The organism is Burkholderia sp. 10_S31, from assembly GCF_056930375.1.
The window spans coordinates 2835942-2856246 of the sequence record NZ_JBXOWK010000001.1 but is presented as its reverse complement, the minus strand read 5'-3'; the positions used below and the strand labels follow the sequence as shown (position 1 = coordinate 2856246).

Annotated in this window: 19 protein-coding genes; 16 read left to right on the top strand and 3 right to left on the bottom strand. The window is 69.0% G+C overall.

Features of this window, described 5'->3' with window-relative positions; genetic code table 11:
- Nucleotides 1-76: 76 nt before the first annotated feature.
- Nucleotides 77-1567, bottom strand: coding sequence for a carbohydrate porin (locus tag AC1Z3W_RS12775; RefSeq protein ID WP_175825627.1), 1491 nt, complete (start codon nt 1565-1567; stop codon nt 77-79).
- Nucleotides 1568-1681: 114 nt separating this feature from the next.
- Nucleotides 1682-1951, bottom strand: a complete 270-nt coding sequence (locus AC1Z3W_RS12770; RefSeq protein ID WP_057928860.1) for a hypothetical protein — start codon at nt 1949-1951, stop codon at nt 1682-1684.
- 1066 nt (nt 1952-3017) lie between these two features.
- Here AC1Z3W_RS12770 and AC1Z3W_RS12765 point away from each other — a divergent pair.
- Both AC1Z3W_RS12765 and AC1Z3W_RS12760 read left to right on the top strand, forming a co-directional pair.
- Nucleotides 3018-3155 carry a hypothetical protein gene (locus tag AC1Z3W_RS12765; protein ID WP_162840574.1) on the top strand — a complete coding sequence of 46 codons (138 nt, stop codon included), beginning with the start codon at nt 3018-3020 and terminating at the stop codon, nt 3153-3155.
- Nucleotides 3156-3263: 108 nt separating this feature from the next.
- Nucleotides 3264-4910 (top strand): NRAMP family divalent metal transporter, encoded by a 1647-nt coding sequence (locus tag AC1Z3W_RS12760; protein WP_124834357.1) that lies wholly within the window; start codon nt 3264-3266, stop codon nt 4908-4910.
- A gap of 83 nt (nt 4911-4993) precedes the next feature.
- Here AC1Z3W_RS12760 and AC1Z3W_RS12755 read toward each other — a convergent pair whose 3' ends face one another.
- Complete coding sequence (locus AC1Z3W_RS12755; protein WP_057928891.1) at nt 4994-5899, bottom strand: helix-turn-helix transcriptional regulator; 906 nt, start codon at nt 5897-5899, stop codon at nt 4994-4996.
- Between the two features lie 278 nt (nt 5900-6177).
- Between AC1Z3W_RS12755 and AC1Z3W_RS12750 the strand changes: the two genes are divergently transcribed.
- The 14 genes from AC1Z3W_RS12750 to AC1Z3W_RS12685 all read left to right on the top strand — a co-directional run bounded on the left by AC1Z3W_RS12750 (nt 6178) and on the right by AC1Z3W_RS12685 (nt 20277).
- Nucleotides 6178-7011: a helix-turn-helix transcriptional regulator gene (locus AC1Z3W_RS12750; RefSeq protein ID WP_483507702.1), complete on the top strand. Its 834-nt coding sequence runs from the start codon at nt 6178-6180 to the stop codon at nt 7009-7011.
- A gap of 238 nt (nt 7012-7249) precedes the next feature.
- A complete protein-coding gene (gene sctV / locus AC1Z3W_RS12745) occupies nt 7250-9463 on the top strand; it encodes a type III secretion system export apparatus subunit SctV (RefSeq protein WP_057928890.1) in 2214 nt (737 codons plus the stop codon).
- Nucleotides 9460-9738, top strand: a complete 279-nt coding sequence (gene sctS, locus AC1Z3W_RS12740; RefSeq protein ID WP_006751731.1) for a type III secretion system export apparatus subunit SctS — start codon at nt 9460-9462, stop codon at nt 9736-9738. The genes sctV and sctS overlap by 4 nt, the downstream gene beginning before the upstream one ends.
- Entirely contained in the window at nt 9738-11777 is a 2040-nt protein-coding gene (sctC, locus tag AC1Z3W_RS12735; protein ID WP_483507701.1) for a type III secretion system outer membrane ring subunit SctC, read from the top strand. The genes sctS and sctC overlap by 1 nt, the downstream gene beginning before the upstream one ends.
- The gene (gene sctD / locus AC1Z3W_RS12730; RefSeq protein WP_483507700.1) at nt 11758-13107 is read left to right on the top strand and encodes a type III secretion system inner membrane ring subunit SctD; all 1350 of its coding nucleotides are present in this window, start codon (nt 11758-11760) and stop codon (nt 13105-13107) included. Before sctC ends, sctD begins: the two co-directional genes overlap by 20 nt.
- A 141-nt stretch (nt 13108-13248) precedes the next feature.
- The gene (locus tag AC1Z3W_RS12725; protein WP_057928855.1) at nt 13249-13458 is read left to right on the top strand and encodes a hypothetical protein; all 210 of its coding nucleotides are present in this window, start codon (nt 13249-13251) and stop codon (nt 13456-13458) included.
- A gap of 124 nt (nt 13459-13582) precedes the next feature.
- Entirely contained in the window at nt 13583-14065 is a 483-nt protein-coding gene (locus tag AC1Z3W_RS12720; RefSeq protein WP_057928889.1) for a hypothetical protein, read from the top strand.
- A gap of 47 nt (nt 14066-14112) precedes the next feature.
- The gene (sctJ, locus tag AC1Z3W_RS12715; protein WP_057928854.1) at nt 14113-14979 is read left to right on the top strand and encodes a type III secretion system inner membrane ring lipoprotein SctJ; all 867 of its coding nucleotides are present in this window, start codon (nt 14113-14115) and stop codon (nt 14977-14979) included.
- Nucleotides 14976-15716: a SctK family type III secretion system sorting platform protein gene (locus tag AC1Z3W_RS12710; protein ID WP_483507699.1), complete on the top strand. Its 741-nt coding sequence runs from the start codon at nt 14976-14978 to the stop codon at nt 15714-15716. Before sctJ ends, AC1Z3W_RS12710 begins: the two co-directional genes overlap by 4 nt.
- The gene (sctL, locus tag AC1Z3W_RS12705) at nt 15698-16315 is read left to right on the top strand and encodes a type III secretion system stator protein SctL (protein ID WP_124834361.1); all 618 of its coding nucleotides are present in this window, start codon (nt 15698-15700) and stop codon (nt 16313-16315) included. The genes AC1Z3W_RS12710 and sctL overlap by 19 nt, the downstream gene beginning before the upstream one ends.
- Nucleotides 16312-17697, top strand: a complete 1386-nt coding sequence (gene sctN / locus AC1Z3W_RS12700; protein WP_483507698.1) for a type III secretion system ATPase SctN — start codon at nt 16312-16314, stop codon at nt 17695-17697. Before sctL ends, sctN begins: the two co-directional genes overlap by 4 nt.
- A complete protein-coding gene (locus tag AC1Z3W_RS12695) occupies nt 17690-18418 on the top strand; it encodes a hypothetical protein (RefSeq protein WP_483507697.1) in 729 nt (242 codons plus the stop codon). The genes sctN and AC1Z3W_RS12695 overlap by 8 nt, the downstream gene beginning before the upstream one ends.
- The gene (sctT, locus tag AC1Z3W_RS12690; RefSeq protein ID WP_057928849.1) at nt 18412-19221 is read left to right on the top strand and encodes a type III secretion system export apparatus subunit SctT; all 810 of its coding nucleotides are present in this window, start codon (nt 18412-18414) and stop codon (nt 19219-19221) included. The genes AC1Z3W_RS12695 and sctT overlap by 7 nt, the downstream gene beginning before the upstream one ends.
- A 24-nt stretch (nt 19222-19245) precedes the next feature.
- Nucleotides 19246-20277 (top strand): EscU/YscU/HrcU family type III secretion system export apparatus switch protein, encoded by a 1032-nt coding sequence (locus AC1Z3W_RS12685; protein ID WP_057928848.1) that lies wholly within the window; start codon nt 19246-19248, stop codon nt 20275-20277.
- The last annotated feature ends 28 nt before the right edge of the window (nt 20278-20305 follow it).

Here is a 20305-nt window from a genome sequence, read left to right as displayed (position 1 = left end):
ACGCGGGCACGTGAATGCGCAACGGGCCGGATCGCCGCGCAAGCGGGAGTCCGGCCCGCGTCGCATGCGCGGTGCGTCAGAACGTGATCGTCGTGCGCACGCCGACCACCGTTTCGTCGCCGATGCGCGCGCCGGCCGCATTCGGGTTCGGGATGCCGCCGCCCGGCCGGAAGAAGTGCTGCAGGTCGGCCTGCAACTGCCACCACGGCGTGACCTGGTACTGGTAGGTCGCCTCGATCACCGTTTCCGCGCGGCGCACCGGATAGCCGGGCGTCGTGTATGCGCCGGTGTCGCCGTCGAGCGCACGCGCATGCGAGCCGATCTTCGCGTAGCCGACCGCGAGGCCGGCCGTATCGTCGTCGCGTCCGACGAACGGCGCCTTCAGCGTGACACCGGCATTCGCCGCGAAATCGACGACGTTGCGATCGCCCGGCGCGCCCATCACGCGTGCGAACACGCCGACCGAGCGCGGGCTGTCGGCCGACGGCCGCCATACCATCTGATCCGCGACTGCATAGAAACCGTAGTTGCCGCGATGCGTGGCGGGCATCCCGTTGCTCGCAGGATTCGCGAGCGACAACCCGTCGGTGCCGACGCGCGGATCGTTCGCATGCTGCGACTGATACCAGAAGCCGAGCCTGTACGTGCCCGGCAGGCCGGCGGGTTGCGGCGCTTTCGGATCGGCGGGCGGCGCGTTCAGCGCGTACTGGAGTTCGCCGATCACGAACGCGCCGCTGCGCAGGTTGAGGTTGGTGCCGTGCGCGTTCAGCGCCTGCGCGTCGCCGTCGCTGCGGCCGGCCGGGTTGCCGTCGAACACGCCGACCAGCGCGGTCCACGCATCGGCCGGCTTCACGCGCAGCCGCACGCCGAGCGACGACAGCGGATACGCAGGGCCGCCGGCCGGCAGGTCGGTTGCCGGCAGCACGGGCCAGCCGAACGTCGCGTTCATGAACGTCGTCGCGTACTGGCTCACCATGAATTCCTGGTCGACGCTCTGCTGGCCGACCTTCACGTCGGCCTTGCCGTCGAGAAAGGCCTGCTGGTACCAGAGCTCCCACAGCCGCGTGGTCGAATTCGCCTCGATGCCGGTCGCGGTCTGCAGCGTCTGCAGATAGCGCTGCGTGAGGTTGGTGCCGTGGATCTGCAGCCCCGACACGTTGAACGTGCCGCCCGGCAGCCCGATCGCCTTCTCCGTATCGACGTTGAAGCCGAATTGCGTGAGGCCCTGGTACGCGCCACCGCGCTTCGTGCCGCCCGCCGCGTTGTACAGGTATTCGCCGGTTTCCTGCAGGCTCAGCGTGACGCCGTGGTCGCCGAGCACGTCGCGCAGGCCGCCCATGTTGCCGAGCAGGTTCGAGCGCTCCCAAAAGCCGGTGGGGGCGGGCGCGGCAGCATCGGCGGCCGGTGCGGGGGCGGCGGCGGTGTCGCCGGCACCGGCCGTCGGTTCGGCGGCAGTGGCCGGCGACGACGATTGCGCGAATGCGGGTGCGGCGGCGAGCGACAGCAGAAGCGTCGCGAGCGCATCGAGACGTGGTTTGCGCGGCGTGGGTTCGAAGCGATGTTTCATGCGGGCTCCGTTGTTTGATTGTGTGGTTGTCTGGCTGGCGAAATAAGGGACGGCGTGAGGCGCTGGCATAGGCACGGGCGGCGCGGAGGATACCCGGCCGCTTGGCGCCGACGTTTACGGCAACCAGCCGCCGATACGCCATACCTGCGTGAAGCCGAGGCGCGACGCGGCCGTGCAGAGCAGCGCGACGAGCGCGACGGCGGCCGCCATCGCCCCGACCAGCGCGCAGTCGAGCGGGCGCGGTGCCGCCGGCGTGTGCGCGAGCGCGCTGCCGCGCCAGTTGCTGAAGGTTCGGGCGAGCGGCGACAGGGCCGAAACGACCGAGCGGTCGCATGCGACGTGTACGAGTTGCTTGAGTCTGACCGCGAACGATTGAAAGAACATGACGTACCTCCGTCCGGTCCCGCGAATGCGGGACGACGTGATCGAGCGCGGGCGCATGGCGCGGCCTGCGATCGGCGGTTGGAACGTAACGGAGCGTGCGACGGACGAACCGGCGATGCCGGCCCGGGAGGAAGCGCGCTAACCCGACGAATGCGAGCTAGCGGCAATGACATGCTGGCTGCTATCTCGCGATGGCTTGGCCGGCCTGGACCGGCATCGAACTGCAACTGGAGCATGTGTCCACGGAGGGACTCCCTTGATGAATCGGGGCGGATTGTAGTCGCGAGTTTTGCTGCGGTGCAAGCAAAAAACGTCGTTCTTGCGCATATCGCGACGGCATTGCAGCGGCAGCGGGGGGGCGGCCGACGCGCAATACAGCCTTCCGGCGCCGGCTCGCGGCGACTGTTGCTCACACGCATCGGTGCTCCCCATCCGCTCGCGCGTTGAAAGGTTGCGGCGCGTCATTCCGGGCGCAAATCTTTCAGCGCGTGCGTGCCCGAAAAAATATTCCCCGGAAGGCGTTCCAAAGGGTTGACTTCCGTTTCGGCCGGTCCATAGAATCCGCCATCTTCACTCTTGGGGCCGCCGCCTTGGACGCCTGCAGTAGTCGATCTTCGAACGAAGTTTCCGCCTGAGCGACCGACGTCCGCGCCTCATCGAAGCCGCCGTTTGTCCCCCCAGGCAAACGGTGCGCGCAGCAGCAATTTCGCAGCAACTCCCTACGTGCACCCTGATTCGCGCCGGTTAGCGTGATGCGTTTGCGCATGCGCCGTCCGGTTTCGCCGCCGCCCGGTGCGCGGCCGCGTTCGCGCATGCGTGTCGCATGCACCCGAACAGCGGTCCGTGCGCCGGACGGCGGCCAATCGTGTTCTCCGGAACACCGCACAGGAGCCGCCATGAACGACAGTGACAGTTGTCCCTTATGCCCGTTGCACCAACAGACCCTTTTGAACCCGGGTCGCAGGGACACGCCGGCCGACTAGCCTGACACGCCGTTCAGGCCCCGGACTGGCCCCGCGCCCACCACGCGGCCGGCACGCATGCCGTCGCCGCCAGGAGCCAGACCATGAACTTCGGCCTTCTGCTGTCGAATCTCCCGCAGGTCGCGCACTCGCGTCCGCACTACGACGCGATGCTGATGCTCGACGCGCGTCCGCGCGTGTTCTCCCGTTGGTTCGCCCGGTTGAAATCGCTGCTCGACTGAACCGACACGCCGAGCGCGTCTCGGCATGCGCATGCGGGCCCGTTCCGCGCGCGTATGCCAAGGCCACACGCTTGGCCGGATAAAAAAACCAGCCGTACGGAATTCATCATGTCCACGCCATCCAACGTCTCTCCACCGATCGCCGTCGAACGCAGCGCCGTGCTCGACGAAGCCCACCTGGGCGACATCCGCGGTGCCCTCGGCACGATCTCGCATCACGACACCGCCGCACGCGGCACATGGTGGGCACGCCTGCGCACGCTGCTCGCGATCGTCGGCCCCGGCCTGATCGTGATGGTCGGCGACAACGATGCCGGCGCATTCGGCACCTACACGCAGGCCGGCCAGAACTACGGCACGACGCTGCTGTGGACGCTGCTGCTGCTCGTGCCGGTGCTGTACGTGAACCAGGAAATGGTGCTGCGCCTCGGCGCGGTCACCGGCGTCGGCCATGCGCGCCTGATCTTCGAGCGCTTCGGCAAGTTCTGGGGTGCGTTCAGCGTGATCGACCTGTTCCTGCTCAATGCGCTGACGATCGTCACCGAGTTCATCGGCATCACGTTCGTGCTGGCTTTCTTCGGGCTCCCGAAGGTTGCCGGCGTGTGCGTGGCCGCCGCGCTGACGATGGCCGCGGTGAGTACCGGCGACTTCAGGCGCTTCGAGCGGTTCGCGATCGGGCTGTGTGTGCTGAGCCTGCTGCTGGTGCCGGTGCTCGTGTCAATCCACCCGCCGGTGTCGCAGATGTCGCGCGACTTCTTCGTGCCGAACTGGCCCGCGCATGCGAAGCTGTCCGACGTGATGCTGCTCGTGATCGGCATCGTCGGCACGACGGTCGCGCCGTGGCAGCTGTTCTTCCAGCAGAGCTATGTGATCGACAAGCGCATCACGCCGCGCTTCATGAAGTACGAGAAGGTCGATCTGTGGATCGGCATCGCGTTCGTGCTGATCGGCGCGGTCGCGATGATCGGCTTCAGCGCCGCGCTGTTCGGCGGCCATTCGGAAGCAGGCAACTTCACCGACGCGGGCGGCGTGATCGCGGGCCTCGAGAAGTATGCGGGCCGCACGAGCGCGACGTTGTTCGCGGTCGCGCTGCTCGATGCGTGCATCATCGGCGCGGCGGCGGTGTCGCTGTCGACCGCGTACGCGATCGGCGATGTGTTCAAGATCCGCCATTCGCTGCATCGCGGTGTGTCGGATGCGAAGGGTTTCTATCTCGTCTACTTCGGGATCGTCGCGGCCGCTGCCGCGCTCGTGCTGATTCCGGGCAGCCCGCTCGGCCTGCTGACCGAAGCGGTGCAGACGCTCGCGGGCGTGCTGCTGCCGAGCGCGACGGTGTTCCTGCTCGTGCTCTGCAATGATCGCCAGGTGCTCGGCCCGTGGGTCAATTCGACGAAGCTCAACGTGTTCACGGGCGCGGTGGTCTGGGTGCTCGTGCTGCTGTCGATCATCCTGACCGCATCGGTGATGTATCCGGACATCAGCGGCGAAGCGATCGTCGACGTGCTGGTCGGCGGCACGGTGCTCGCGATCGTGGGCTATCTCGCGACGGTGCTGATCCGCCGCAACAAGCGTGTCGTCGAGCCGGGCATCGACCGCACGCTGCGCGACACGTGGCGCATGCCGCCGCTCGACACGCTCGAGCCGCAGAACATGACGGTGGCCACGCGCGTCTGGATGGCCGTGCTGCGCGGCTATCTGGTGGTCGCGGTCGGTCTCGTGATCGTCAAGGTCGTGCAGATGACGCTGCTGAAGTAACGGCGTACGGCGTCATCCGTCGAAGTGCGCACATGCCGGCCCGCGAGGCCGGCATGTGCGTTTACGCGGGCAAATGGCATGCGTCAGATCAGCTCGAGCTTCGACGTCAGGTACGTGAGCTGGATCCGGTTCGCGACGCCGAAGCGCTTGCGCAGCTTGCGCAGGTGATAGTCGACGTTGTGCGCGCTGGTGTCGAGGCGCCGGCCGATCTCCTTGTCCGACGCGCCTTCCGCGATGCCCAGCAGCAGTTCCTGCTCGAACGGCGTGAGCCCGTTCACGGCGCGTTCGCGCGACGTCGCGATTAGTTGCGGCGACGCGAACTTGTGCACCGACAGCCCGATCGACAGCGCCTGCTCGATCGTCGCCGGCGTGATCCACTCGCGCGTGCGGCGCGGTGCGGTGAAGCTCATGAACGCATGCAGCCGCGTGCCGGGCACGGCCATCGAATACATGATGCCGCTGCACATGCCGTCGTCCTGCATCGTCTGCAGGAAACCGTCGAGCGCGGCCGGCGTCACGCACGGGCCGTCGTCGCGCTCGCGATGTTCGCGGCGCAGCTGCTGCAGGTCCCACACGATCGGCATGTTGCACACGCGCGCGTCGAGCGTGCGCGGATCGATGTCGTGATGGTTGTGCCGCACGTAGTCGCCGCGATAGGTGGTCGGCGTGAACGCCTCGTGCAGGTAGAGACTTTCGACGCGCTCCCGCGAGAATTCGAGCGCGAAGTACGCGAACGTCGAGAAGCCCGTCAGGTGCAGCAGGCTTGCGACGATCCGGTTGCGCTCCGCGGTGCTCTGCGCGTGCGCGAGCGTATCGGCGACGCCGAGCTTCGGCGCATTCGGTTGCGCGATGTCGCCGCGCTTGACGTCATCGCACCAGACGACCTGCACCGGGCGCTCTCTCGACGCGTCGGTGCAGGCGACCGTCCGCCGGGGCGGGCGGGACATGGTTGGGGCGACCGCTTCTTCATGCAATGCAATATCGGACATGAGCCATCCCTCGGAATCGACGCGCATCGCGTGGCGGCAGCCGTGTCGTGCACGGCACCGCGACGATGCGATCGAGCATCTTTATGCTATGCGCCGATCGTCATCCAGACGAAACGCGGGGGCATTGTACAAAAATGCCTGTGTGCGCGTAATATGCCGTAATACTAATGCGGACGAAAGGTTCATATTCGCCACGCTATAGAGACGACCAGAAAATCATAAAGAAAAGACCAAAGCGTGACGGGGCAAGTTCACATATTGGGAAGGGTGGGCTCCTCATGACCTATGCTGACGACGCGCCACGCGTCGAGTGGTTCTCGCAAGCGGATATTGCGGCCGCTGCCGCTTATTCGAAAGAAATTCATGCATTCGATCGCGACGTTTTTACCGGCATTCAAGTTGTGCCAGGTAAATCCGACCTGAATCCCGTCGATTTTGCGCAATGCCATGCGCGACTGCGGCAAATCGGTTTCAGCACGCTCGGTTACGGCGCGTACGAGATGATCGGACGGCGCATCCTGTGTGCGCATTTGCTGCGCGATCTCGCGCCCGCGACGTTCATGCAGCCATATATCGAGGGGATGCTCTACGAGAGCGACCCGCGTTTCGCGCAGGTGCGGCAGAGCGGCTTTCCGGTCGCGTGGCGGCTCGACGAGATCGAGTCGGCCGCGCAGGGCAACGGCGATCGCAAGGTGCTCGCGCTGGCCGGCCATTTGCGTGCGCATGCAATGAACAGCGGCGTGATCTTCAGCCTGTCGGCGCCGCGGCTCGACCTGCGCGTCGCGGTGAACGTCACCTCGGAGGCACACGGCACCGAGTGGATCGACGATCGCGTGATCGGCGGCGCGCTGTCGGTGAGTCTCGCCGTGCATCGCGTCGCGCTGCCGTTTCTCGAGGCGCGCATCGCGCGCATGCGCGGCTTCGCGCTCGGCGACGAGCAGCAGCAGGTGCTCGAGCGCCTCGTGCACGGACTGTCCGACCAGGAGATCGCGAGCGCGCTGCGCACGTCGCTGCACAAGGTCGGGCACCATATCCGTTCGCTCGAAAAACTCTTCAACGTCCAGAACCGCGCGCAGCTCGCGTATCTCGCCGCACGCCGTCTGGAGTCCTGACCCGTTGCGCCCGCGCGGCGCCCGCCGCGCGATGGAAGCGGTTCCGGCGATGCGCGCGCGCAGGCGCCGCCGGGTTTCGTAGTCCGATCCGATCGTCGCGGGAAAACCGCCGCGCCGCTACGAGGCGCGTCCCTTTTTACGCGGTTTCGCGTCGCTACACTCGTCCCATTCAACGGTCCGCGCGACACGGGGCATGACGGCCCGCGCCCGCCGGCGACAACGACAGGACGACGGCACGATGGCAGAACCGAAGGCGCTCCCTCGCGACTGGCAGCGGATCTTTTCCGCCGGCCGCAGCGTGTCCGGGCGGCGTCTCGGGGCATCGCCGCGCGCCGATCTGTTTCTCGCCGCGTTCATCGTGTCGGTGGTCGCGCTGTTCATCCTGCCGCTGCCGCAGGTCGCGCTCGACGGGATGATCTCGCTGAACCTCGCGGCGAGCGTCGTGCTGCTGACGGTGTCCACCTACGTGCCGTCGGCGGTCAGCTTCTCGTCGTTTCCCGCGCTGCTGCTGTTCACCACGCTGTTCCGGCTCGCGCTGAACATCGCGTCGTGCAAGCTGATCCTGCTGCACGCGAACGCGGGTCACGTGATCGATGCGTTCGGGCGGCTCGTGGTCGGCAATAACGTCGTGGTGGGCGGCGTGGTGTTCCTCGTGATCGCCGTCGTGCAGTTCATCGTGATCGCGAAAGGCTCGGAGCGGGTCGCGGAAGTCGGCGCGCGCTTCTCGCTCGACGCGATGCCGGGCAAGCAGATGAGCATCGACGCGGACCTGCGCGCGGGCATCATCAGCGCCGACGAGGCGCGCGAGCGCCGCGAGAAGCTGGAGCAGGAATCGCAGATGCACGGCGCGATGGACGGCGCGATGAAGTTCGTGAAGGGCGACGCGATCGCGGGCCTCGTGATCGCGTTCATCAACATCGTCGCGGGGATCGCGGTCGGCACGCTGATGCACGGGATGGATATCGGCCAGGCGCTGCAGCGCTACGCGATCCTGACGGTCGGCGACGGGATGGCATCGCAGATTCCGTCGCTGCTGGTATCGATCGCGGCCGGCATCGTGACGACGCGCGTCGCGACGCGCGACGCGCGGCAGCGCCAGCTCGGCGAACAGCTGGGCGAGCAGCTCGGCGCGCATCCGCGTGCGCTGTTGATCGCGGCGCTGGTGCTGGCCGGCTTCCTCGTCGTGCCGGGCTTCCCGAAGTGGTCGTTCGCGCTGATCGCTGTCGGCCTCGGCGTGTTCGCGTTCACGCAGCTCAAGCGCAAGACGACCGCGCCGAGCTTCAACCTGATTCATATCGCCGGACGCGTCGGCGCGGCCGACGACGGCCAGCCCGCGAAGGTGTCGCATGCGGCGGGCGTCACGTCGCTGATCGCGGTGTCGCTGTCGGACGACCTGCGCACGACGCTGAACCTCGCGCAGCTGCAAGCCGCGCTGTCGAGCGCGAAGGCGCGCGTCGACGCGGATATCGGCACGGTGTTTCCGCGCATCACGCTGAATGACGACGAGGGCGCGCCGGCCGGCACGTACCGCATCTATCTGCAGGACGTGCTCGCCGCGCATGGCGCGTTGAAGCCGGGCTGGCTGCTGTGGGATGGCGTCGCGCCGCTGCCGGAGCGCGCGGAACGCCAGCCGGCCGAGGCGTTCGGCCCGTTCGCGACCGCGCTGTGGATCAAGCCCGACGGCGCGGCGCCGGACGGCAAGTGGCTGACGAGCGAAGGCGCGCTCGCCGCGCACGTCGAGCAGATCGTGCGCCAGCACGCGGACGAATTGCTCGGCATCCAGGAGACGCAGGCGCTCGTGCATCTGGTGCGCCGCGAGCACCCCGAACTCGTCGGCGAACTGACGCGGCTCGTGCCGCTGCAGCGCGTGACCGAGGTGCTGCGCCGGCTGCTCGCCGAGCAGGTGCCGATCCGCAACCTGCGCGTGATCTTCGAAAGCCTGATCACGTGGGCGCCGAACGAGCCGGACGACGTGATTGCACTGGTCGAGCTGGTGCGCGTCGACCTGCGCCGGATGATCACCGATCGGCATGCGGGCGCGGCGCGCCAGCTGCGCGTCGTGCTGTTCGAGCAGAACCTGCAGGAGCGGATCGAGAACGCGGTGATGCGTACCAAGCAGGGCAATTTCCTCGCGCTGTCGAGCGCGATCAAGCAGGATATCGGCGAGCAGGTGCGCGCGATCGTGCAGGCCGCAACGGCAACACAGACGGCCGGCCCGGGCGGCCACGGCAACCCGCAAGGCACCGCGCGCCTCGCGGTGATGGTCGCGCTCGGCGCGCGCCGCTACGTGAAGACGATCCTGCAGCCGGTGCTGCCCGAACTCGCGGTGCTGTCGTATCAGGAGGTCGAGGAGGACGTGCAGCTTCATACGGTCGGGTGGGTGAAGAACCCGCCGGACGACGGCACGCTCGGTGCGGGCGCCGGCGTGCGCACGCCGGGAGTCGTGCAATGACGAGCTCGACGATCCTCGACCTGACCCGGCAGGCGCTGATGCTGGTGCTGCTGCTGTCGCTGCCGATCGTGCTGATCGCCACCGTCACCGGCCTGGTCGTCGCGATCCTGCAGGCGGTGACGCAGGTGCAGGACGCCAACATCGGCATCGCGGTGCGGCTGATCGCCGTGATGGTCGCGCTCGTGCTGCTGTCCGGCTGGCTCGGCAGCGAGGTGCTGCGCTTCGCGCAGCAGGCGCTGGAACGCATGTTCGTTTCTTCCACAGGAGTGCTTTGATGCGTCGACGCGTCGCCCCGATCCGGTTTCAACCGCACCGTCTGCAACGGGCCGCGCTCGCCATGTGCGCGACCGCGCTGCTCACGGCATCGCTGTGCATGACGGTCGCGCAGCCGGCGCGTGCGGCCGACCTGCGCTGGCGCAACAAGCCGTTCACGATCGTCGCGAACGGCAAGAAGATCGGCGACTTCATTCGCGAGCTCGCGTCGTCGCAGGGCGTGACGGCCGTGGTCGACCCGAAGGTGGACGGCGTGATCAGCGGCCGCTTCTCGGGCACGCCGCAGCAGACGCTCGATACGATCTGCTCGACCTACGGGCTCACGTGGTACTACGACGGTTCGTTCCTGTACGTCGATCCGGCCGATCAGTCGCAAACGCAGATGATCCCGATCCCGCCGAACGCGGCCGGCGAGATCGGCCGCGCGCTGCAGGCGATGCAGATTCCCGACAAGCGCTACACGCTCGTGATCAACGACCGCGCGAACAGCGTGTACGTGGCCGGCCCGCGCCGCTACGTGGAACTTGTGCGGCAGGCGGTCGGCTCGGTCGGCGATCCGTCGGCGAACGGCGCGCATGCGGATATCCGCGCGTTCCGGCTCAAGTACGGCTGGGCGTCCGACTTCACGATCAATCGCTCGGGCAAAGAGGTGACGGTGCCGGGCGTCGCGACGATCCTGCGCCGGCTGTTCGGCAAGGGCGGCGGCACGAATGCGCCGCCGTCGAGCACGCCGCTCGGGCAGGCCGCGCGCCAGGTCAAGCTCGGCTCGGGGCTGACGATCGCGGTGCCGCGGCTCGACTTCCCCGATATGTCCGGCGGCCCGCGGCAGGGCGGCTATGGCGGCACGGACAGCGCTGCCGGCGGCTTCTCGCCGTTCTCGGCCGGAGGTGGTGGCGACACGCTGCCGCAGATCGTCGCCGATCCGGCGATCAACGCGGTGATCGTGCGCGACCTGCCGGAGAACATGTACCGCTACCAGTCGCTGATCGACCAGCTCGACGAGCGTCCGCGCATCGTCGAGATCAACGTGACGATCATCGACATCAACGAGGATTCGCTCGACAGCCTCGGGATCGACTGGCGCCTGCACACGACGCACGGCGACGTGCAGATCGGCAACGGCCAGAACCCGCTGAACGGCAACACGCAGTACAACGGCGCCGGCAATCCGCCGCTCACGTTCGGCATCGGCGCGTCGGAGACCGGGCAGACCGGCACCTTCATGCCGACCGGCATCGCGCTGACCGCGTCGATCGGCGGCTCGCTGCGCAACTACCTGCTCACGCGCGTGAATGCGCTCGCGCAGAAGGGGCAGGCGCAGCTGCGCTCGAAGCCGAAGGTGCTCGCGCTCGACAATACCGAGGCCATTCTCGAGAACCTCACGCAGTTCTACGTGCAGGTGCAGGGCTACCAGGATTCGTCGCTGTACAGCGTGACGACCGGCACCAGCATCAAGGTGACGCCGATGATCGTCGACGAGGCGATCCGCAACGCGGCCGCCGTCTCAGGCAATCCGCAGAGCGTGATGATGTCGATCGATATCCAGGACGGCAACATCGTGCCGGGGCAGGCGGTGTCGAACGTGCCGGTGATCCAGCAGCGCAACATCGTCACCAAGACGATGATCGACGAAGGCAAGAGCCTGCTGATCGCGGGCTTCAACGACGACGAGGTGCGGCTGAACAAGAGCGGCGTGCCGTGGCTGTCGGACATCCCGCTGATCGGCAACCTGTTCAAGTACACCGACAAGTCGGGCAACCACATGGAGCGGTTCTACCTGCTGACGCCGCGCGTGGTGACGACCGCGTCGATGTATGCGCCGGACGGCTCGCCCGTGAACCCGGGCGCGGACGGGCCGGCCGATCCGAACGGCACGTCGATGTATCGTCCGCCGGACAACGACATCGCGGTACCGCTGACGCCGACGCCGCTGCCCGGCACGAAGTTCGGTCCGCCCGCGCTGCCGCAGCCGTTGGATTCGGCGTCGCAGCCCGCGGCGACGACCGCAGGAGCGTCCACCCATGTCGACGACCATCATTGACCCGCACGGCGACGGCGCATTGCCTGGCGGCGCGGCGGCCGGGTCGGCCGCGCTCGCGTCGCCGTGGAACCTGTGCTTTCTCAGCGGGCCGATGTACGGCCGCACGATGTCGCTCGCGCGCGGCGCGAACTGGGTCGGCACCGCGGCCGATTGCGAAGTGATCCTGCCCGATCGCGAGATCGGCGCGAAACAGGTGTGCCTGCAGGTCGGCGCGCTCGCGGTGACGGTGCAGAACCACGGCGGCGACGGCGGCGCGCCGGTGCTGTTCAACGACGAGCCGCTCGGCGCGGGCCGCCGCTCGATGACGCCGCAGGATGTCGTGACGGTCGGCTCGATCAAGCTCGGCATCGCGCGTCACGCGCAGGCGAGCGTCGCGGTGCCCGACGAGGCCGATGCGCCGGACGCCGCGCGCGAGGCCGCGTGGCTCGGCTGGCTCACGGGCGGGCTGCGCCGTCTCGGCAGCCGGCGGCTCGTGATCGCGGTCGTCGCGCTGTGGGTCGGCGTGCTGCTCGGCGCGCTCGGCTACGGTTTCGTCGCATGGTCGGGGCGCCTGCCGTGGCAGCACGAATCGGTGCTCGCGCGCACGCACCGGTTGCAGCAGCTGCTGCATGCGTATCCGGAACTTGCCGTCGCACCGCACGACGACGGCGTGATCGTGTCGGGCTATGTGAGCGACCCGGCCGCGCGCGAGCGCGTCGCGCAGATCGTCGCGGGCGTCGACAACGCGGCGCTCGGCAACCTCTACGTGGTCAGCGATCTCGTCGCGACCGCGCAGACGTATTTCAGCGACACGGCGCTGACGGTCACCTATCTCGGCCGCGGCCGGATCGAGCTGACGGGCGCGGCCGAGCGCGCGCAGATCGAGCCGCGCATCCGCAACTACATGAAGGATGCGCGCCCGGCGCTCGAGGTGGTCGACCACGTGCGCGATGCCGATGCCGCCGCGCCGCGCACGGCGACGACGCTTGGCGGTGTCGCGGGCATTCCGGAGATCACGACGGTGTTCGCGGGCGACGGCGACCAGCGCTACATCGAGACGGCCGACGGCAGCCGCTATTTCGAAGGTGCGCGGCTGAAGGAAGGGCCGACCGTCGTGTCGATCGGCCCGGACGAAGTTGTGTTCGAGCGCAACGGGCAGCGCATCACGATGCCGCTCGGCGGCCCGTCCGCGAGCGCGCCCGAGCAGGCGCCGGCGTCGCCCGTGCCGCCGCTCGCGAGTGGCGCGGCGGCCGGCGTCGCGCAGCCGGTGCCGGGGCCGACGCTGTTGCCGGATGCGCCGGCGACGCCGGCTGTTGCGGCCGCCGGCGCATCGAAGCCAGCGGCGCACTAGCGCCGCGACAGGACTTGCGCATCGCGTATCGCGCGGTGCGCGCATTACGCGACACGCCGCGAGCATGCGGCGCGTCACGTCGCCGGCGGGGCATGGGGCCGCCGCCGGAAGTGGGACGCAGTTCACGTAAAGGAGCGAAACATGAGTACCCCCCCGACCGGTGCCACCAACACGAACCAGGTCCAGCAGCAGGCCGACGACCTGACCAAGACGCAGCTCGAACTGACGAAGATCAACTTCCAGGTCCAGCAGTCGACCGCGACGTTCGAAACCAGCAACGCAGTGACCGCGCAGGAAGGGACGGCGAACGCCCAGGTTGCGCAACACCTGAGTTCCGCCGGCCGCGCATGACGCCGGTCGCCGGCCGTGCCGCGCGACGCCGGATGCCGGGGCCGCCCGTGTCGGGCACCCGGCGGGGCGTGTGCGCGTGCCGGCCGGCTCGTTCCCGGCTCTGCCGGTCAAGGAGGACATGATCATGTCTGTAACAGGCGTAGGCGCGGCACCGCCGGGCGCGGCCGCGCTCGCGGGTGCCGCGCAGCAGGCGGGCACGGCGTCCGATCCGGCGCAGGTGCGCCAGTTCGATGCGTTGATGCAGCCGGGCGCGACGCCGGCCGCGCCGTCGGCGTCGGGCGTCGCGATGTCGCGCGCGCCGGCCGATGCGGCGCCGGCGGTGCAGATGACGCCCGCGACACCCGCACAGGCGAACCATTCGTCGCTCGTCGAGCGGTTGCGCACGTACGGCAACGATCTCGACACGCGGTACGCGAACATCGACAGGCATCGCACCGAGATGCTGACGTCGATGGCGGACAACCGCAGCGATCCGTTGATGACGATGGTGCAGGCGATGGATTTCCAGTGGACGGCGACCACCACGATTTCCGAATACCAGTTGAGCCTGTCGGTCGCGCAGGCGGCGAACGGCTTCACGCATACGGTGCTGAAGACGCAGGAGTGACGAGCGCGCAGGCCGGCAACGGCCGCGCGCGATGAAGCGGACAAACGATGACGACGATCGATTCGACGCCGCGCATGCATGCGTGGCGCAGCCGGGCGGCACGTGTGCTGCTCGCGGGACTGCTTGCGCTGCTGGCCGGCTGCCAGAAGGAGCTTTACTCCGGCCTGTCGGAGCGCGACGCGAACCAGATGGTCGCCGTGCTCGGCGACGCGGGCATCAGCGCGTCGAAAGACAACGACGCACGCGACACGTCGGATCGCAACGCGTGGCTCGTGAGCGTCGCCGACGGCGACATGCAGCCGGCGCTGACCGTGCTGCAGGCGAACGGGCTGCCGAAGCCGAGCTATGCGAGCCTCGGCGAGCTGTTCCAGAAGCAGGGGCTCGTGTCGACGCCGGCCGAAGAGCGCGTGCGCTACCTGTATGGCGTGTCGCAGGACCTGTCGCGCACGCTGCAGGACATCGAGGGCGTGGTGGTCGCGCGCGTGCAGGTCGTGATTCCTGAGAACGATCCGCTCGCGGACAAGATCAAGCCGTCGTCGGCGGCGGTGTACATTCGCTACCGGCCCGGCGTGGACCTGCGCGCGATGGCGCCGATGGTCAAGGATCTCGTCGCGCACAGCATCGAGGGGCTGCAGTACGACAACGTATCGCTGTTCCTGCAACCGGCCGCCGCACGCACGACGCGCGTGGACGGCATCGGCAGCGCGGTGTCGGACATCCTGCGGCTGCGCTCGCCGCTCGGCTGGCTGGTGTTCGCGCTGATCCTGCTGACCTGCGCGGTGATCGCACTGTCGGCCGCGCGGCGCGGGATGTTCGGCGCGCGGCTGGCCGGGCTGCTCGGCTCGGCGCGCGGCGCAAGCGGTTCAGGCGGCGGCGGGCTGCGCACGCCGGACGGCGCGCGCGACGGTGCATGAACGATCCACACGCGCTGCCGCCGGGCGCTGCAGCCGACACCACGCCGCTGCCGTGGCTGCAGCCGCTTGCACCGCCGCCCGACGGGCGGCGGGCGGCGTTTCACGCGCTCGTCTGCGAGTTCAACCTGCGGCCGGACCGCTATCTGCACGTGACCCGCGTGCCGGCCGAGTGGCCTGCGCGCTATCGCTCGCCCGATGCGTTCGGCCCGGCAGGCCGCACGCTGCTCGCGCGTCACCTGCTCGACGCGAACGGCGTGGCCGGCCATCACGACTTCGACGTCGCGAATCCGTGCGCGCGGCTCGCGCTGCTGCCCGGTGCGGCGCTCGAGCAGCTCGCGTCGTATGCGGGGCTGCTGCTGCATCGCGGCTGGCTGCGCGAAGCGCTCACCGTGCGGCGCATTCGCGCGGAAGTCGCGGCGAAGCTCGGCGGCGATGCGCTGGAGCTCGCGCTCGAGCGCGCGCCGGAATTCGGCGCGCTCGCGGAAACGCTCGAACCGTGGCGTGCCGATCCGGCCGCGCTGCCGGTCGTGATCCGGGCGCGCGGCGGCCGGCTGCTCGCGGATTTCATCGGCGTGGCGGGCGACGCGGTCGCGCGGCGCGCGCGTCTGAAGTTCAATCGCGCGATCGACGACGAAGCGCCGTACTGGCTGAACCGCGCGCAGCGCGACCAGTTCGGCGAGTTGCTGTTCCTGTTTCTGATTCCCGAGAGGCTTGCGTCATGGGACTGGCTTTTCTGATCACGAGCGACAACCTGCAGCTGCTGTCCGAGCGCAAGGTGCTCAAGGAGCGCGAATACGCGGCGCTGCTCGATGCATCGGCGGTGATCGCGACCGCACGCGACGAGGCCGCGCGCATCGTCGCCGACGCGCAGCGCGAATTCGACAAGCGCCAGGCGGCCGGCTACGACGAAGGGATGCGCCGCGCGCAGCGCGAGCATGCGGCGCAGGCCTACACGCAGGCGCTGGCCGCCGCGCGCACGATGGAGTCGATGAAGGATTCGATGGCCGACATCGTCGTGAAGGCCGTGCGCGCGATCGTCGGCGAGATGGGCACGCAGAAGCTGTACGAGGCCGCGCTCGCACGGATCGCGCCGCTCGTGCGCGACGAAGCGTTCCTGATCGTGCGGGTCGCGCCCGGCCGGCAGGACGAGATGCGCGACGCGCTCGACCGCGCGTTCGCCGGCCAGTCGAACCGGCAACGGATTCGCATCGTCGAGGACGCGCAGCTCGAACGTCACGCATGCACGGTCGAGACGCCGTCCGGGCGCATCGACGCGAGCCTCGATCTGCAGATCGACGCGCTGCGCCAGGCGATCCGTCGCGACGCGCCGCGATGAACGCGCCGCTCGACGATCCGCTGCCGTTCGGCCGCGAAAGCGACGACGATGCCGCGCCGCTCGATCGCGGCCGCCTCATCGGCGACCTCGATGCGGGGCTCGCGTTCTTCTCGCCGGTGTCGGTGCAGGGCCGCGTCAATCACGCGGTCGGGCAGATCCTCAACGCGACCGGCATCCGCGCGCGGCTCGGCGAAATCTGCGAGCTGCGCACGCCGAACCAGCCGACGCTGCTCGCCGAAGTGGTCGGCTTCTCGCGGCAGACCACGTTGCTCACGCCGCTCGGCGACGTGGCCGGCCTGTCGCCGGAGACGACCGTCGTGCCGTCCGGGCGCGAGCATGTGTTCCCGGTCGGCGACGCGCTGTTCGGCCGCGTGCTCGACGGGCTCGGCCGGCCGCTCGACGATCGCGGGCCGGTGACGGGCGCCGCGTGGGTATCGACGCAGCAGGATCCGCCGAATCCGCTCGCACGCAAGATGATCGACACGCCGTTTCCGACCGGCGTACGCGTGATCGACGGCCTGATGACGCTCGGCGTCGGCCAGCGTGTCGGCATCTTCGCGCCGTCGGGCGTCGGCAAGAGCACGCTGCTCGGGATGATCGCGCGCGGCGCGCAGGCCGACGTGAACGTGATCGCGCTGGTCGGCGAACGCGGCCGCGAAGTGCGCGAGTTCATCGAGCACAGCCTGTCGCCCGAGGTGCGCGCGCGCTCGATCGTCGTCGTGTCGACGTCCGATCGTCCGGCGATGGAGCGCGTGAAATCCGCGCTGGTCGCCACCGCGATCGCCGAGCATTTCCGCGATGCGGGCAAGCGTGTGCTGCTGCTGGTCGACTCGCTGACGCGCTTCGCGCGCGCGCAGCGCGAGGTGGGCCTAGCGAGCGGCGAGCCGCCGACGCGGCGCAGTTTCCCGCCGTCGACGTTCGCCGTGCTGCCGCGCCTGCTCGAACGCGCGGGGCAGGGTGCGACGGGCTCGATCACCGCGCTGTACACGGTGCTGGTCGAAGGCGATGAGGAATCCGATCCGATCGCCGAGGAAGTGCGCTCGATCCTCGACGGGCACATCGTGCTGTCGCGCAAGATCGCGCTCGCGAACCGCTATCCGGCGATCGACGTACTCGCGAGTCTGTCGCGCGTGATGCCGCTGGTCGCGAGCCGCGCGCATCAGCAATCGGCCGCGCGCGTGCGCGAGCTGATCGCGAAGTACCAGGAAATCGAGCTGCTCGTGCAGATCGGCGAGTATCGCGAAGGCAGCGACCGGCTCGGCGATCTCGCGCTGCGTGCGCGCGATGCCATCGGCGCATTTTGCGCGCAGGCGTCGCACGACGACGTGCGCTTCGACGCGCTGCTCGCGAAGCTGACGAAACTCGCGAACGACCATGTCTGAAGCAGACGATCGTCTCGTGCTCGCGACGCTCGCCCGCCTGAAGCGCGTGCGCGAGATGCGCAGCCAGATCGCGCGGGTCGCGGCCGCGCGCCAGCAGGGCATCGCCGCGCAGAGCCGTCGCGCGCTCGACGCCGCGCACGCAGAGCTCGCGCAGCAGGTCGCCGCGAAGGCCGCGATCCAGACGCGGCTCGCCGACGACGTGCGCGAGGCGCGCGCGCTGCAGAACGCGGCGGCCGACACGCGCACGTTCGACCGGCATATCGGCGTCGCGAACGCGTCGGTCAGCGAGGCCACGCACGTGCATCGCGATCACGAGGCGACACTCGCCGACCTGCAGCGCGCCGCGCGCAAGGCGAAGGCCGCGGAGGACAAGCTCGACAAGGCCGGCGAGAAGGCGCTGCAAGCGCGCGCCGCGCGGGTCGAACGCGACGCCGACGAAGTCGCGGACGCGCACGCGGTGCGGCGCTTCGCGACGGCCGGCGTGTGGGCAGGCGACGTGGAGGGCCATGCGCCGGGGCAGCCGGACATGGCCGCGGCGTTCGACGCGGAGATGGCGTCGCGACCGGCCGATGCGGACACCGCGGGCGCTACAGGCACCACAGGCACGACTGACGCCGCCGACACGATAGACTCGGCCGCTGCATCCGCTGCATCCGCTGCAACCGCTGCAACCGCCCCCGCCGACGACACGGCACGCGCCGCCGCGGAGCGCCGATGCTAGACCACGCCGCGAACTTCAACGACATCGCCGGCACGCTGCGCCCGCTGCTCTACGTGATGCCGCGCCTGCTGCCGATCATGTTCGTCGTGCCGGTGTTCAACGAGCAGATCATCACGGGCCTCGTGCGCAACGGGATCGCGGTCGTGATCGCCGCGTTCGTCGCGCCGGTGATCGACCCGGCCCAGGTCGCCGCGCTGCCGTTCCTGATGTGGTGCCTGCTCGTCGCGAAGGAGGCGGTGGTCGGCATGCTGCTCGCGGGCGCGTTCAGCGCGGTGCTGTTCGCGATCCAGGGCGTCGGCTACCTGATCGATTTCCAGACCGGCAGCGGCAGCGCCGCGTTCTTCGATCCGATGGGCGGGCACGAGGGCGGCCCGACATCGGGCTTCCTCAATTTCGTCGCGATCGCGCTGTTCGTCACCGCGGGCGGCCTGCAGGTGCTCGTGCAGCTGTTCGCGCAGTCGTATGCGTGGTGGCCGATCGGCTCGCTCGGCCCGGATTTCTCGTCGATGCTGCAAACCTTCGTCGTGCGGCAGACCGACACGATCTTCGAATGGATGGTGAAGCTCGCCGCGCCGGTGATCATCGTGCTGGTGCTCGTCGAGCTCGGCATCGGCCTCGTCGGGCGCGCGGTGCCGCAGCTGAACATCTTCGTATTTTCGCAGCCGTTGAAGAGCGCGCTCGCGGTGCTGATGATGGTGCTGTTCCTGCCGGTGGTGTACGCGGCGCTGCATGCGTTGCTGAGCCCCGACAGCGGATTGATGGCGCTGCTGCGCGCGCTGTTCGCCGCGCACGGCGGCGCGTGAGCATCCGCCGGAGCCGGAGCGACCATGGCCGAAAAGAACCAGCAGCCGACCGCGAAGCGCCTGCGCGAGGCGCGCGAGAAAGGTGACGTACCGAAGAGCGCGGAGACGATCTCGTCGGCGTTCTTCGTGGGCGTGTGCGTCGCGCTCGCGGTGGGGCTCGGCACGCTGTTCGCGCGGCTGCAGGCGCTGTTCCGGCTCGTGTTCGACGCGGCCGGCGCGGCCGATCCGTCCGCGCGGCTCGCGGTGCTGATCGACGGCGCCGCGCGCGATTGGGCCATGCTGTCCGCGCAGATCGTCGCGGCCGGGCTGCTGGCCGGCCTGCTCGCGGGCTTCGTGCAGGTGGGCGGCGTGATGGCGTGGAGCCGGCTCGTGCCGCAGCTGTCGCGGCTCAATCCGGCCGAGGGGCTGAAGAACATGGGGTCGATGCGCAACCTCGTGAACCTCGCGAAGATGCTGCTGAAGACCGTGCTGCTGGTCGCGACGCTCGGCTGGCTGATCGTCGAGTCGCTCGACCCGTCGGTGCAGTCCGGCTTCACGCGGCCGATGTCGATCCTCGCGCTGATCGTGAAGCTGCTGATGCTGCTGTTCGGCTGGGCCGCGCTGATCTATGTCGTGATGGCGCTGATCGACATCGTGCACCAGCGGCACGAGTTCAACCAGAAGATGAAGATGTCGATCGACGAAGTGCGGCGCGAGCACAAGGAGGACGAGGGCGATCCGCATATCGAGGCGAAGCGCCGGCAGCTCGCGCGCGAAGCGCAGTTCGCGTCGCTGCCCGACCGGATCGGCTTCGCGTCGGTGGTCGTCTATTCGCCGCGCGTGGCGGTCGCGCTCTATTACGGCGGGATCGGCACGCTGCCGTGGGTGCTCGCGCGCGGCGAAGGCGAGGCGGCCGAGCGGATCGTGCGGCACGCGCGCGACGCGCTGCGCCCGACGCTCGCGAACGTCGGGCTCGCGCAGGCGCTGTACGAGACGACGCCCGAGAACGGCACGATCCAGCAGCAGCACTTCCGCGAGGTCGCGCAGTTGCTCAAGTGGGCGACCGGCGCGAGTTGAAATCGCCGCATGATGGGGTCAGATCCCT